We start from the raw sequence: 11,984 nt of genomic DNA on the forward strand, positions 1-11,984 counted from the left end.
CACAGAAGGCGCAATCATGCGGCGAACGGCCCTCCGGGGCCGTTTTGCTTTGTGTGGCGAACGCATAATGCGGTACGGGCTGCCTCTTCATTGCCCTCTCGCAACACACAAGAAGATATCAAGAAGACATCACCATGACGCAAACCGTTTTTGTCCTCAACGGCCCCAACCTGAATCTGCTCGGCACCCGGGAGCCGGCTGTCTATGGATCGCAAACACTGGCCGACGTGGAGCGGCTCTGCGCGGATGCGTGCGCACGCCACGGCTTCGATCTGGTGTTTCGCCAGAGCAATCATGAAGGCGAGCTGGTGGACTGGATCCATGAAGCCGGCGGTCTCCACGCCGAGGGCAGGCTGCGCGGCATGGTGCTCAACGCCGCCGCGTACACGCATACCAGCGTGGCGCTGCTCGATGCGGTCAAGGGCACGGGCGTGCCCATGATCGAATTGCACATCAGCAACGTGCATGCGCGCGAGGCATTTCGCCATCACTCCTATCTCTCAGCTGCGGCCAGGGCCGTGATGTGCGGCTTCGGCGTGGCGGGCTATGGCCTCGCCATCGACGCCATGGCAGGCTGGGCGCAGGCATGAGCGGGAGCGAGCAGACGCTGGCCCAATTGCCGCTGCCGGAGAGCGCGCGCCGGCTGGAGGCGGCATCCACGGTGCATCGCACAGCATACGCTGAAGGCGATGTAGTCTGGCATGTCTGGGGCGAGCTGGCGGCCGGCGACACGCCGGTGGTGCTGTTTCACGGCGGCAGCGGAAGCTGGACGCACTGGATCCGCAATATCTCCGATCTGGCCGCTGCGGGCCGTCAGGTGTGGGCGGTGGATTTGCCGGGCTTCGGGGACTCTGCCGCGCCGCCTTCGGGCAGTGATGCGGATGGAATCATCGAGCCTCTGTATGAAAGCATGCGCGAGTTGTTCGGCCCGCGCGCGTGCGATCTGGTCGGATTCTCGTTTGGCGGCATGACGGCAGGCATGTTGCTGGCCGCACACCCCGAGTTGGCCCGGCAGCTCGTGCTGGTCGGCGCACCCGCCATGGGCGTGGTGCCCAAGCGGCAGTTCGAGCTGAAGGCCTGGCGTCATCTGCCTGCGGACGGGCAGATGAGCGCGCACCGTTTCAACCTGGCGGCGCTGATGCTGCACGACCATTCGCTCATCGAGGGCGAAGCGCTGGCGGTGCATGTGAACAACGTGGTGCGCGACCGCATGCAGCGCAGGCGCCTGGCCCATACGGACATCCTGGCGCGATCGCTGCCAGCCGTGAGCTGCCCCGTGCATGCGATCTATGGCGCAAGCGATGCGCTCTACAAGGAATGGATCGGCGTGCTGGAGCAGGCCTATGCGGACGCCGCGCCGGATTTCCGTGGCATGGAGCTGGTGGAGGACTGCGGCCATTGGGTGCAGTTCGAGCGTCCGCAGGCGTTTCTGGAGGCCTTGCTTCGCGCGCTGGCCGATGGCGAACGCGCGCGCTGACTGTGAACCGGTAAAGGCGGATGGTGATGAGCACGTGGCAGATCGATGAGCGCGAGGTGGAGTTCAAGGCGATCCGCGCGCAAGGCGCGGGTGGCCAGAACGTGAACAAGGTCTCCAGCGCCATGCATCTGCGCTTCGACATCGCGGCTTCTTCGCTGCCGCAGGAGATCAAGCAGCGCTTGCTCGCACTGGGCGATCAGCGCATCACGCATGAGGGCATCATCGTGATCAAGGCGCAGCAATACCGCACGCAGGAGGCCAACCGGCTCGATGCGCTGGCGCGCCTGCAGGCGCTGGTGGACAGCGCCGCCGTGGTGCGCAGAACGCGGCGCGCGACCCGGCCGACATGGTCTTCGCGGCAAAAGCGCCTGGAGGGCAAGTCGCTGCGCTCCGGTGTGAAGGCGTTGCGCGGCAGGGTGCGCGACGGGGACTGAACCTCATGCCGTGCTTGGGCGCGGCGAGGTATCCGCGATGTTCTGGTCCCGTCCTCTCACTGAATCCGAACACGATTTCGTGCGCCGCTTCTTCGCCCATTCCATGGACGAACTGAGGCCCCGTCTGCGCATCCATGTGCGGCGCCTGGGCGACCGGCGGCGGGCGCTGTCGATGAATGGCGGGCGCATTTCCATGCCGCGCACCTGCTTTGGGCTAGGTGATCCGGGGCGGCCGCTCAGGCTGTCCGATCCCTGGGTTGGCGGTGTTTTCGCGCATGAGCTGCTGCATCAGTGGCAACGGCTGCAAGGCCGGAAGGTGACGCGCGAGGCTGCCTGGCTGCAACTGAAAGCGGTGTGCCTGCGGCGTGATCCCTATGCCTACGAGCCGTGCGGCGACGCTGCCCGGATGCTCGAGCAGTTCCTGCACGCGCAGGTGGAACAGCAGGGGCAGATGTGGCAGGACTATGTGGCGGGCTGCCTTTGCGGCCAAGCCGATCCGGCATTCGAGGGCGTGGCGCGGCATGTGGCAGGGCGCCCCGGCCATACGCCTTTTTCGCCTACCCGGGCGTGAAGTTCAGCGCCGCGGTGAAGTCGCCGGCGTCCACATCCCGCGCCGACCCGAACCCCGCGACATGCCGCGCCAGCGACGGCGTGATGCAGACGAAGCGGAAATCGGGCAGGCCGGTCATGAACTCCGCTTCGGGAAAACGCCGCACGTAGGCGGCGCGCGCCGCCTGGCAGAGCACGCTGCCCGTGGGCGGAGTCGATGCCACGCCCTGCAGGCTGACGCGTTCGAGAGCGTGCACTCCCTCACCCGCCATTTCGGGCGCGCAAAAGAGCAAGGAGACGGCGGGGTGCTGCTCCATGGCCCGCGTGTGCGCGGCAAGGGCGCTGACGTGCACGACGACGCAGCCGTATTCGGCGCACCAGGCGAAAGGCACCATGGAAACCAGCGGCGCGTCTCCTTCCTGGCGGGCCGACGTGGCAAGCGCGGCCGTGCGGCGTTGGCTGATCAGCTCGCGCAGGCTGCGCTGAAGGCGGGATTCATGGGACATGGCTGGGTGCTTTCCTGCTGGCTGGAGTGAGGTGGCGCAAAGGCGCCGCACGGCGATTGTAGAAAGCGAAGGACAGCCGGGGAAGCCTGGCCGCAACCGACCGTGCCCGATCAGGCAAGAACCTGGCGCGCGACGCGCGATGGAGCCCCAGGCTCCATCAAGCGCCACTCATGCGCAGGGCTGCGCGTGGCGGCGCTGGCGTTCCTGGCGGTCGAGGCGGTCAAGTTCCGCGCAGACGTCGGCCATGCGTCCTGAAATCACCATTCTGCCCATGCCCGATGCGTCGGGCTTGACCACCACGCGCAGGGCCGGGCGCTGCGGGGCCTCCGGTGGCGTGATGAGCGTACGGGAGGCGGGTGCGCGTGTTCCCGCCATGTTGTCGCTGTTGGAGGCGCTCGCGCGGAGACTGCGGGCCTTGGCAAGGCGCGGGCGCACGAGCAGCTTCAGCTCGGAGATGTCGATGGCGGTTGTCGATTCATGGACCACGCTGTCGTTTCCCGCGCGTCGGGCGAGCCAGTGCGTGACGCTGTGGAAGGGCTGCGTGAGGGAGGTCAGTTCGATGAGGGCAGAACGCATGTGGGTACTCCGCATGGCGCATGAGGCCATGAAAGGCTGGACACAGGCAGGATTGCCGAACACACGGAAAGCGCGCTGCCGCAGGGTTGACGAAAACAGTGTTTCGTCAAACGCCCGCCACCTGCGAAAGGCGCTGGGAAAAAGGCTCTACATGAGCATGGTGTTGCGGATCAGGCCGACCGCCAGTCCCTCGATTTCAAACGGCTCGCCGGGCTGTACGGTAATGACCGGGTAATCGGGGTTTTCGGGCAGCAGCTCGATATGATCCCCCGCGCGGCGCAGGCGCTTGACGGTGACTTCATCGCCCAGGCGCGCCACGACGATCTGGCCGTTGCGCACGTCGCTGGTGGCCTGCACGGCCAGCAGGTCGCCATCCATGATGCCGGCGTCGCGCATGGACATGCCGCGCACCTTGAGCAGGTAATCGGGCTTGCGCGCGAACAGGCTGCCCTCGACGGTATAGCTCTGGTCGACGTGTTCTTGCGCGAGAATGGGCGAACCCGCCGCGACGCGGCCGATCAGCGGCAGCACGAGCTGGTTGAGCCCTGGAATCGGCAGGTTGAACTGCGAGCCCCGGGCGGCGTTGATGCTGCGCACGGCCTCCGAGCGCAGGCGAATGCCGCGCGAAGTGCCGCTGACCAGCTCGATCACGCCCTTGCGCGCGAGAGCCTGCAGGTGCTCTTCGGCCGCATTGGCTGATTTGAATCCGAGCTGCGCGGCGATTTCGGCGCGCGTCGGGGGAGCGCCGGTGCGTGAAATGGCATTCTGGATGAGATCCAGAATCTGCTGCTGGCGGGCAGTGAGCTTGGGGCTGTCGGACATGGTGCGATCCATCCAATCCAGTCGGGTTATGAAATGGTACTGGTAAAAAATCCAGTAACTGTATTTTTGAACAGTTTTTAAGGAGACGCAAGTGTTTGTTGCAAAAAAAATCGTACTGCTCGGCACCGGCGGCACGATAGCCGGCACTTCGCCAGTGGCCGGTGCCGGCACGGGCTATACCGCCGCGCAGATCGCAGTGGCCGAACTGCTCGATGCCGTTCCGGCGATCCGGGAGGTGGCCAGGGGCGGAGTGCTGGCCGAGCAGGTGTCGCAGCTCGACAGCAAGGACATGACGCACGCTGTCTGGCTCAGGCTTGCGCGGCACTGCGAACAGCATCTGGCGGACCCCGAGGTGCAGGGCATCGTGATCACGCATGGAACGGACACCCTGGAGGAGACGGCATGGTTTCTGCAGTCGGTGCTTGCACCGGCCAAGCCGGTGGTGCTGTGCAGCGCCATGCGGCCAGCCACCGCGATGACGCCCGATGGGCCGCAGAATCTTCTGGATGCCGTCGTCGTCGCGGCGGAGCCCACGGCCTGCGGCGTGCTGTGCGTGGCCGCGGGTGAGATCCACGGCGCCCGCGAGGTCCGCAAGGCGCATCCGCTGCGGCTGAACGCGTTCTCGTCCGGCGATGTCGGGCCGCTTGGCTGGGTGGAGGAGCGCAGCGTGCGCTGGGCGCGCGACCTTGCGCCGGTGCGTCCGCACGAGTCGTCTGCGGGGCAGATGGTGCGCGGCCTGCCCGAGGCGGATCTGTGGCCGCAGGTGGAAATCGTGATGAGCCACGCCGGCGTCAGCCATGCGCTGGTGAAGGCGCTTGTGGACCAGGGCGTCGATGGCATCGTGGTGGCCGCGACCGGCAATGGCACGGTGCATGAGGAGCTGGAAAAGGCGCTGGAAGAGGCCGAGCGGAGCGGCATCGTGGTGAGGATCGCGTCACGCTGCACCGAAGGGCGGATGCCTGGCGCGCCGGACGCCCGGTGGGCCAGCGCCAACGGGCTCAGTCCGGTCAAGGCGCGTATCAGCCTGTTGCTGGATCTGATCGATGACGATCTGGCCGCCGCGCATGATGAAGGCGCTGCGGTGGAATGAGCCCCGGTGCTCCCTGTGGACGGGCTCCATGAAAAACGCCGCTGTGAAGCGGCGTTTTTCATGAGGGCGGGAGCAATCAGCTTGCGAGTGCGGCCAGCGCGCGCTCGGTGATCTCTTCCACGGAGCCCGTGCCGCTGATCGCGCGGTATTTGGGCGCGGCGGCGGCATCGGCCTTGGCCCAGTTGGAGTAGTAGTCCACCAGGGGGCGCGTCTGGGCGTTGTATACGTCCAGGCGCTTGCGCACGGTTTCTTCCTTGTCGTCGTCGCGCTGGACCAGGTCTTCGCCGGTCAGGTCGTCCTTGCCCTTGGTCTTGGGCGGATTGAACTTGACGTGGTAGGTGCGGCCCGAGGCCGGGTGCGAGCGGCGGCCACTCATGCGCTCGATGATGGCATCGAACGGCACGTCGATTTCCAGCACGTAGTCGAGCTTCACGCCGGCTGCCTTCATGGCGTCGGCCTGTGGGATGGTGCGCGGAAAACCGTCGAACAGGAAGCCCTTGGCGCAATCGGGCTGCGCAATGCGCTCCTTCACCAGATTGATGATGAGTTCATCGCTCACCAGCTGGCCGGCGTCCATCACGGCCTTGGCCTGCACGCCCAGCGGCGTGCCGGCCTTGACGGCCGCGCGCAGCATGTCGCCAGTGGAGATTTGAGGGATACCATACTTCTGGCAGATGAACGCGGCTTGCGTGCCCTTTCCGGCGCCGGGGGCGCCGAGCAAAATGAGTCTCATGGATGTCCTCTTCTGGATGTTGAAATCTGCTGGCACGATAGCCGCGGGCGTGCCAGCTCCCGGTCTTGTGCTCTGAACCCGTCAAGGATAGCACGCGTGTCCCGCACCAAACTGACGCATTGCATTCGCAATGGCCCGCATTCCGGATGGAATCAGGCGAACAGGGCGCGCACGCGTTCGAGGTCGGCGGGGGTGTCCACGCCGGAGCCGGGCGCGTTCGCGGTCACGTGGACCGCGATGCGATGGCCGTGCCAGAGCGCGCGCAGTTGCTCCAGTGCTTCCATGGCTTCCGTGGGGGCAGGGGGCAAGGTGGGGAACTGGCGCAGGAAACCGGCGCGGTAGCTGTAGATGCCGATGTGGCGCAGCGGCGCCATGCCTTTGGCGGCAGCGGGCAGCTTGTCGCCGTCCTTCCACCAGGCGGCGCCCGGCGCGGCGTCGCGCGCGAATGGAATCGGCGAGCGGCTGAAATAGTGCGCGAGGCCCTTGGCGTCGAGCACCACCTTCACCACGTTGGGGTTGGCGTAGTCCTCGAACGAGTCGATGGCGTGCGCCGCCGTGCCCATGCTGGCGTCGTGGCGCTCGCCAAGAAGGGTGGCGACGGCGTCGATCAGTCGCGGATCGATCAGCGGCTCGTCTCCCTGGACGTTGACGACGATGTCGCCGCCGTCGAGGCCGAGCCGTTCGCAGGCTTCGGCCAGGCGATCGCTGCCGCTGGGGTGGTCCGGGCGCGTGAGAATGGCCTGCACGCCATGGGCCGCGCAGGCATCGACGATGCGCGCGTCATCGGCGGCCACCACCGAGCGGGCCGCGCCGCTTTGCATTGCACGCTGCGCGACGCGCACCACCATGGGGGCTCCGGCGATGTCCGCCAGCGGCTTGCCGGGCAGGCGGCTGGAGTCCATGCGCGCGGGGATCAGCACCGTGAAAGGCGCTTTCTCGGTGGACGCCATGCTCATGCCTGCAGTTCGGCGTCGGTGAGTTCGCGCGCTTCGTTTTCGAGCATGACGGGGATGCCGTCCCGCACCGGGTAGGCCAGGCGGGCGCTGCGCGAGATCAGCTCCTGACGCTCCCGGTCATAGGTCAGAGGCCCCTTGGTGACGGGGCATACCAGCAGTTCAAGCAGTTTGGGATCCATGGCGGTCTTGCGGCGGCGCACCGGGGCGCGGCCGCTCATTGAATTGAGTCGAGTGGCTGATGATACCGCCTGAGCCGTGCCTGCAGCTCGACGAAAAACTCCTCAGGCAGGCGCACTTCGAGAGGCACGGCCAGCGCCCCGGGCTCGACGTCCCACAGCTTGGCGGCGTCCTTTTCGGTGCAAAGCAGCGGCAGGGACAGGTCGCCGCCGCGCCGCCAGTGCGAGAAATCGCTGTGATCGGGCAGGGCGAAGGTCTCCCGCAGATCCAGGCCGCGCTCGCGCAGCATGGCGAAGAACTCCTCGGGACGGGCGATGGCGGCAAGCGCCGCGGCGGGCTGGCCGCGCAGGGCGGCCAGCGGCACGCGCCGTCCCTTGGCGTCCACGGCCTCGTCGGCAAGCCGGCGCCCGATCTTGAACTGCGGCGCGCCGCCGCCCGGCGGGCGGCCTGCGTAGAGCACCAGGTCGACGTCGCGTGGCCAGGGTTCGCGCAGCGGGCCGGCGGGCAGCAGCCAGCCGTTGCCGATGCCCTCGTCATTGAATACGCAGACCTCGATGTCGCGTTGCAGCGCCAGGTGCTGGAGGCCGTCGTCGCAGACGATCACGTCGACGTCGGGGTGTTCAAGGAGCAGCGCCCGCGCCGCCTCGGCGCGCCGGCGCGCAACGAACACGGGCAACTGCGTGGCGCGGGATATCAGCAGCGGCTCGTCGCCCACGTCCCGCGGCGTGCTGTCGGCGGTCACAGCGCGGCAGTCCTGCGTTGCCCGGCCATACCCGCGCGAGACGATGCCGGGCCGCCAGCCTCGCGCGTGCAGGTGCCTGGCCACGGCGATCGTGACCGGCGTCTTTCCGGCTCCGCCCGCGATCACGTTGCCGATGGTGATGACGGGAACGTGAAGGCGCGTGCTCTTGAGGATGCCGTGGCGGTAGAGCCCGCGCCGCAGCGCCACGAGGCTGCGATGCAGCAGCGATATGGGCCACAGAAGCCAGCCGGCCATGCCGCGGCGCTGCCAGGCTGCGCGCAGCGCGGTCGAGGCGTGCTTGCCGGCCATGTCGCCTATTTGCCGGCCGATGCCGACGTCTGCGTGGCGAAGGTGATTTGCGAGAGGCCCACGCGGCGCGCGGCCTCCATGACGGTGATGACCGCCTGGTGAGGGGACGATGCATCCGCGCTGATGATGATCACGCTGTCCTTGCCGCCTGCTGCGGCGGCGGTGCGCAGCGCGCCCGAGACGGCCTCGACGTTCTTGCCGTCGAGCGCAGCGCGGTTGATGGCGTAGCGGCCGTCGGCGCCGACGGAGACGATGATTTCCCGGGGGCGGTCGCGCATCTGCTCGACGTCCGCAGCGGGCAGGGTGAGCTGCATCTCGGTGAATTTGCTGTAGGTGGTGGACAGCATCAGGAAGATCAGGATCACCAGCAGCACGTCGATGAACGGGATCAGATTGATCTCCGGCGCTTCCTTGGCGCGTGGACGAAAGTTCATGATCTATGGGCCTGCGTGGAGTGGAACTTCAGCCTGCGGCGAGGCGCTTGAGGTGGCGCATGAACTGCTCGGATGACAATTCCATCGACAGCAGGAAGTCGTCCACGCGGCTGCGGAAGTAGCGCCAGAAGATCAGGGTGGGAATCGCAATCATCAGGCCGAATGCCGTGTTGTAGAGGGCGATCGAGATTCCATGGGCCAACTGGGCGGGGTTGCCTCCCGACATGGTGTTGCCGCCGCCCTGCGAGCCGAAGATCTCGATCATGCCGACCACCGTGCCGAACAGGCCCAGCAGCGGCGCGGCCGAGGCGATCGTGGCCAGGGCGCTCAGGTACTTCTCGAGCCGGTGCGCCACGGCGCGTCCGGTGCTCTCCATGGACGCGCGCACGTCTTCCTCGGTGGCGTCGGGCTCGCTGTTGAGCGTGCGCAAACCGGAGGCGAGGACCTCGCCGAGCGCCGAGCTCTGGGCCAGTTGAGACACCACATCGGGGGCGGGCACGCCCTTGGCGGAAACCGTCATGGCCTCGTCCAGCAGCTTGGGCGGCGTCACGCGTGCGGTTTTCAGGGCAATGAAGCGCTCGATGATGAGTGCCAGGGCCAGAACGGAACAGGCAATCAACGGCCAGATGGGCCAGCCTGCGGCTTGTATGATCGACAACAAATCTCTCTCCCGCGAATAGAAAGCAGTGGCGATTATGGCTCAGCTCACTATAGCGGCTTGCAAACTGCGTAGCCTTTTATATCCTCTATCGCCGTCCTACAGCGATAATGGAGCACTCACCCACAGTTTCTGTGGATAACTTTGTGGGAAAGTAGGCCTGGGCGGTACGCAAAGCGGCACGGAATGGCGGTTTCTTTACATTGATGAAAAAATCGTCATCAAAATATCCTTTTAAATCAATTGGTTGCACGGAGAATGGTGCGTTTTGTAAGGTTTTTGGCTCCGGGGCAGCAGGGTGCCGTGACGGTACGCCCCTGTGGACTACTGATCATGCGCAAGCTTGCCGTAAACCCAGGACTGGCCTATGTTTGAGCGTCGAAACGTAGGACTGGAGCCCCATGTATGGGAAGTCGGCGCGCTGTGCCGCGCGGTGTCGGACGCCTTGCAGGCGCGGTTCAATCCCGTGGCGGTCCGGGGCGAGCTGACCGGCTTTTCCCGCGCCGCCAGCGGCCATTGCTATTTCTCGATCAAGGACGGTCAGGGGCAGATCCGGTGCGCCATGTTCAAGCGCGTGGCCTCGCTGATGGGTTTTTCTCCCCGGGACGGAGAGCTGGTCGAGGTGCGCGGGCGGATCGGCGTCTACGAGGCTCGCGGTGACCTGCAACTGGTGGTGGAAAGCATGGAGCGGGCCGGGCAGGGTGCGCTTTTCGAACAGTTTCTGCGGCTGAAGGCACGGCTGGAGGCCGAGGGCCTGTTCGATGGCGCCCGCAAACGCGAGTTGCCGCTCTTCCCGCGGGCGATCGGCGTGGTGACGTCGCCGGGGGCCGCAGCCTGGCATGACGTGATGACGGCCCTCAAGCGGCGCGTGCCGCATATCCCGGTCGTGCTCGTTCCCGCGCTGGTACAGGGCGCGCAGGCGCCGGCCTCCATCATCCGGGCGCTTCAGACGCTGTATGGCATGGCCGACGGCTCGCCGCAGCGGAGTATCGGGGCGCCGGCGCCGGACGTGATCCTGCTGGTGCGCGGCGGCGGCTCGATCGAGGACTTGTGGGCCTTCAATGACGAGCAGCTTGCGCGCACCGTCGTGCAAAGCCCGGTTCCTCTGGTCAGCGGGGTGGGGCACGAGACCGACTTCACGATCGCGGACTTCTGCGCCGACCTGCGCGCTCCGACGCCCACGGCGGCGGCGGAGCTGGTTTCGCAGCCGCGCGAAGTGTGGCTTCGCGCGCTGGCGCTGATGCGCGAGCGGCTGGGCGAATCGGTGCAGGGCCAGCTCGACCGGCATGCCCAGCGGCTGGACATGGCGGCGCGCCAGATCGGCCGCCCGTCGAATCTGGTGGCCAGGCAGCGCCTCGCGCTGATGCAGCGGGCGCAACGCCTGCGTCAATCGCTCGGCCAGCAACTGCACGCCTCGGACAAGCGGGTGGAGCAACTGGGCGCCGCCTTGCCCAGGGCGATGGAACGCTCGGCCGACCGGCTGCAGCAAAGGCTGGAGCGCGCGGGCACCAGGCTGGAGCTGCTCAACCCGCAGCATGTGCTGGCCCGTGGCTACGCCTTGCTATCCGACGAGAATGGCCGCACGGTCTCCAGCGTGACGCAGGTGGAGGCAGGTGACGCCCTGCATGCCTCGGTCGCGGACGGCCGGTTGGACGTCGTGGTCACCGCACCGCGCCTGCTCTGAATAGTGCAGAAAAGATTTCTTTTTTACAGAAATATTGATGCGATAGGTTGACTCGCGCTGTAAGTCGACGCCCTGTACATTCACGGATTCCGTCGGAGAGGCGGATTCCCCTCCTACAATGGTCAGGATCATTCACCGCGCTGCGGGAACCGGACTGGCCGGTCGGCGGCGCCAATTCATCACAACCACGAGGAAACCACTATGGAACGCACCCTGCCACCATTGCCCTATGCCATGGACGCCCTGGCTCCTGCCTACAGCCAGGAAACACTCGAGTACCACTACGGCAAGCACCACAAGGCATATGTGGACAAGCTCAACGAACTGCAAAAGGGCACCGAATTCGAGAACATGGAACTCGAAGACGTGGTCAAGAAGGCCTCGGGCGGCATGTACAACCAGGCCGCGCAGATCTGGAACCACACCTTCTTCTGGAACTGCATGACCCCCGGCGGCGGCGCGGAGCCCACGGGCGCGCTGGCCGACGCCATCAACAAGAAGTGGGGCAGCTACGCCGAGTTCAAGAAGGCCTTCGTCGCCTCCGCGGTGGGCAACTTCGGCTCCGGCTGGACCTGGCTGGTGAAGAAGGCCGACGGTTCGGTGGACATCGTCAACATGGGCGCGGCGGGCACTCCGCTGACCACGGGCGACAAGGCCCTGCTGACCGTTGACGTGTGGGAGCACGCCTATTACATCGACTACCGCAACGCCCGTCCGAAGTTCGTCGAAACCTTCTTCGACAAGCTGGTGAACTGGAAGTTCGCCGAACAGAATTTCGCCTGACCTTCCGGCGACTGTTCTTCTGAACGAAAACCTCCGCAAGGAGGTTTTTTTGTT

At 66.2% G+C, this 11,984-nt stretch carries 16 protein-coding genes; 7 read left to right on the top strand and 9 right to left on the bottom strand.

Annotated elements, in window-relative coordinates:
- The first annotated feature begins 134 nt into the window (after nt 1–134).
- The 4 genes from aroQ to ABWP92_RS13615 are packed head-to-tail and all read left to right on the top strand — an operon-like array spanning nt 135 to nt 2,482.
- Nucleotides 135–590 (top strand): type II 3-dehydroquinate dehydratase, encoded by a 456-nt coding sequence (aroQ, locus tag ABWP92_RS13600; RefSeq protein ID WP_353235928.1) that lies wholly within the window; start codon nt 135–137, stop codon nt 588–590.
- Nucleotides 587–1,477: an alpha/beta fold hydrolase gene (locus tag ABWP92_RS13605; protein WP_353235929.1), complete on the top strand. Its 891-nt coding sequence runs from the start codon at nt 587–589 to the stop codon at nt 1,475–1,477. The genes aroQ and ABWP92_RS13605 overlap by 4 nt, the downstream gene beginning before the upstream one ends.
- A 26-nt stretch (nt 1,478–1,503) precedes the next feature.
- The gene (gene arfB / locus ABWP92_RS13610; protein WP_353235930.1) at nt 1,504–1,911 is read left to right on the top strand and encodes an alternative ribosome rescue aminoacyl-tRNA hydrolase ArfB; all 408 of its coding nucleotides are present in this window, start codon (nt 1,504–1,506) and stop codon (nt 1,909–1,911) included.
- Nucleotides 1,912–1,948: 37 nt separating this feature from the next.
- Nucleotides 1,949–2,482 (top strand): hypothetical protein, encoded by a 534-nt coding sequence (locus tag ABWP92_RS13615; RefSeq protein ID WP_353235931.1) that lies wholly within the window; start codon nt 1,949–1,951, stop codon nt 2,480–2,482.
- Here ABWP92_RS13615 and ABWP92_RS13620 read toward each other — a convergent pair.
- From ABWP92_RS13620 to lexA, 3 genes are all read right to left on the bottom strand, one after another.
- Nucleotides 2,469–2,966 (bottom strand): HugZ family pyridoxamine 5'-phosphate oxidase, encoded by a 498-nt coding sequence (locus tag ABWP92_RS13620; protein ID WP_353235932.1) that lies wholly within the window; start codon nt 2,964–2,966, stop codon nt 2,469–2,471. The two genes, ABWP92_RS13615 and ABWP92_RS13620, sit on opposite strands and share 14 nt — an antisense overlap.
- A gap of 168 nt (nt 2,967–3,134) precedes the next feature.
- Complete coding sequence (locus ABWP92_RS13625; RefSeq protein ID WP_353235933.1) at nt 3,135–3,542, bottom strand: hypothetical protein; 408 nt, start codon at nt 3,540–3,542, stop codon at nt 3,135–3,137.
- A gap of 147 nt (nt 3,543–3,689) precedes the next feature.
- Nucleotides 3,690–4,364, bottom strand: a complete 675-nt coding sequence (lexA, locus tag ABWP92_RS13630) for a transcriptional repressor LexA (RefSeq protein WP_353235934.1) — start codon at nt 4,362–4,364, stop codon at nt 3,690–3,692.
- Nucleotides 4,365–4,455: 91 nt separating this feature from the next.
- Between lexA and ABWP92_RS13635 the strand changes: the two genes are divergently transcribed.
- A complete protein-coding gene (locus ABWP92_RS13635) occupies nt 4,456–5,454 on the top strand; it encodes an asparaginase (RefSeq protein WP_353235935.1) in 999 nt (332 codons plus the stop codon).
- A 76-nt stretch (nt 5,455–5,530) separates the two neighbouring features.
- On the opposite strand, the gene adk is transcribed toward ABWP92_RS13635, so the two are convergent.
- From adk to ABWP92_RS13665, 6 genes are all read right to left on the bottom strand, one after another.
- The gene (gene adk, locus ABWP92_RS13640; protein WP_353235936.1) at nt 5,531–6,187 is read right to left on the bottom strand and encodes an adenylate kinase; all 657 of its coding nucleotides are present in this window, start codon (nt 6,185–6,187) and stop codon (nt 5,531–5,533) included.
- Between the two features lie 152 nt (nt 6,188–6,339).
- Nucleotides 6,340–7,137, bottom strand: a complete 798-nt coding sequence (kdsB, locus tag ABWP92_RS13645) for a 3-deoxy-manno-octulosonate cytidylyltransferase (RefSeq protein WP_353235942.1) — start codon at nt 7,135–7,137, stop codon at nt 6,340–6,342.
- Between the two features lie 2 nt (nt 7,138–7,139).
- On the bottom strand, nt 7,140–7,322 hold the full coding sequence (locus tag ABWP92_RS13650; RefSeq protein WP_353235943.1) for a Trm112 family protein: 183 nt from the start codon (nt 7,320–7,322) through the stop codon (nt 7,140–7,142).
- Nucleotides 7,323–7,357: 35 nt separating this feature from the next.
- Nucleotides 7,358–8,371: a tetraacyldisaccharide 4'-kinase gene (lpxK, locus tag ABWP92_RS13655; protein ID WP_353235937.1), complete on the bottom strand. Its 1,014-nt coding sequence runs from the start codon at nt 8,369–8,371 to the stop codon at nt 7,358–7,360.
- Between the two features lie 5 nt (nt 8,372–8,376).
- Nucleotides 8,377–8,805, bottom strand: coding sequence for an ExbD/TolR family protein (locus ABWP92_RS13660; protein WP_353235938.1), 429 nt, complete (start codon nt 8,803–8,805; stop codon nt 8,377–8,379).
- Between the two features lie 28 nt (nt 8,806–8,833).
- Nucleotides 8,834–9,466 carry a MotA/TolQ/ExbB proton channel family protein gene (locus ABWP92_RS13665; protein WP_353235939.1) on the bottom strand — a complete coding sequence of 211 codons (633 nt, stop codon included), beginning with the start codon at nt 9,464–9,466 and terminating at the stop codon, nt 8,834–8,836.
- Nucleotides 9,467–9,830: 364 nt separating this feature from the next.
- Here ABWP92_RS13665 and xseA point away from each other — a divergent pair, with 364 nt between their 5' ends.
- Complete coding sequence (xseA, locus tag ABWP92_RS13670; RefSeq protein WP_353235940.1) at nt 9,831–11,147, top strand: exodeoxyribonuclease VII large subunit; 1,317 nt, start codon at nt 9,831–9,833, stop codon at nt 11,145–11,147.
- Nucleotides 11,148–11,348: 201 nt separating this feature from the next.
- Nucleotides 11,349–11,930: a superoxide dismutase gene (locus tag ABWP92_RS13675; protein WP_353235941.1), complete on the top strand. Its 582-nt coding sequence runs from the start codon at nt 11,349–11,351 to the stop codon at nt 11,928–11,930.
- The last annotated feature ends 54 nt before the right edge of the window (nt 11,931–11,984 follow it).

This window comes from Diaphorobacter ruginosibacter, assembly GCF_040396215.1.
GTDB classification, from domain to species: Bacteria; Pseudomonadota; Gammaproteobacteria; order Burkholderiales; family Burkholderiaceae_C; genus Diaphorobacter_A; species Diaphorobacter_A ruginosibacter_A.

Excerpts from the sequence above, each read along its gene's own strand:
- aroQ (WP_353235928.1), top strand. The coding sequence starts at position 135 with ATGACGCAAACCGTTTTTGTCCTCAACGGCCCCAACCTGAATCTGCTC.
- ABWP92_RS13605 (WP_353235929.1), top strand. The coding sequence starts at position 587 with ATGAGCGGGAGCGAGCAGACGCTGGCCCAATTGCCGCTGCCGGAGAGC.
- arfB (WP_353235930.1), top strand. The coding sequence starts at position 1,504 with ATGAGCACGTGGCAGATCGATGAGCGCGAGGTGGAGTTCAAGGCGATC.
- ABWP92_RS13615 (WP_353235931.1), top strand. The coding sequence starts at position 1,949 with ATGTTCTGGTCCCGTCCTCTCACTGAATCCGAACACGATTTCGTGCGC.
- ABWP92_RS13620 (WP_353235932.1), bottom strand. The coding sequence starts at position 2,966 with ATGTCCCATGAATCCCGCCTTCAGCGCAGCCTGCGCGAGCTGATCAGC.
- ABWP92_RS13625 (WP_353235933.1), bottom strand. The coding sequence starts at position 3,542 with ATGCGTTCTGCCCTCATCGAACTGACCTCCCTCACGCAGCCCTTCCAC.
- lexA (WP_353235934.1), bottom strand. The coding sequence starts at position 4,364 with ATGTCCGACAGCCCCAAGCTCACTGCCCGCCAGCAGCAGATTCTGGAT.
- adk (WP_353235936.1), bottom strand. The coding sequence starts at position 6,187 with ATGAGACTCATTTTGCTCGGCGCCCCCGGCGCCGGAAAGGGCACGCAA.
- kdsB (WP_353235942.1), bottom strand. The coding sequence starts at position 7,137 with ATGGCGTCCACCGAGAAAGCGCCTTTCACGGTGCTGATCCCCGCGCGC.
- ABWP92_RS13650 (WP_353235943.1), bottom strand. The coding sequence starts at position 7,322 with ATGGATCCCAAACTGCTTGAACTGCTGGTATGCCCCGTCACCAAGGGG.
- lpxK (WP_353235937.1), bottom strand. The coding sequence starts at position 8,371 with ATGGCCGGCAAGCACGCCTCGACCGCGCTGCGCGCAGCCTGGCAGCGC.
- ABWP92_RS13660 (WP_353235938.1), bottom strand. The coding sequence starts at position 8,805 with ATGAACTTTCGTCCACGCGCCAAGGAAGCGCCGGAGATCAATCTGATC.
- xseA (WP_353235940.1), top strand. The coding sequence starts at position 9,831 with ATGTTTGAGCGTCGAAACGTAGGACTGGAGCCCCATGTATGGGAAGTC.
- ABWP92_RS13675 (WP_353235941.1), top strand. The coding sequence starts at position 11,349 with ATGGAACGCACCCTGCCACCATTGCCCTATGCCATGGACGCCCTGGCT.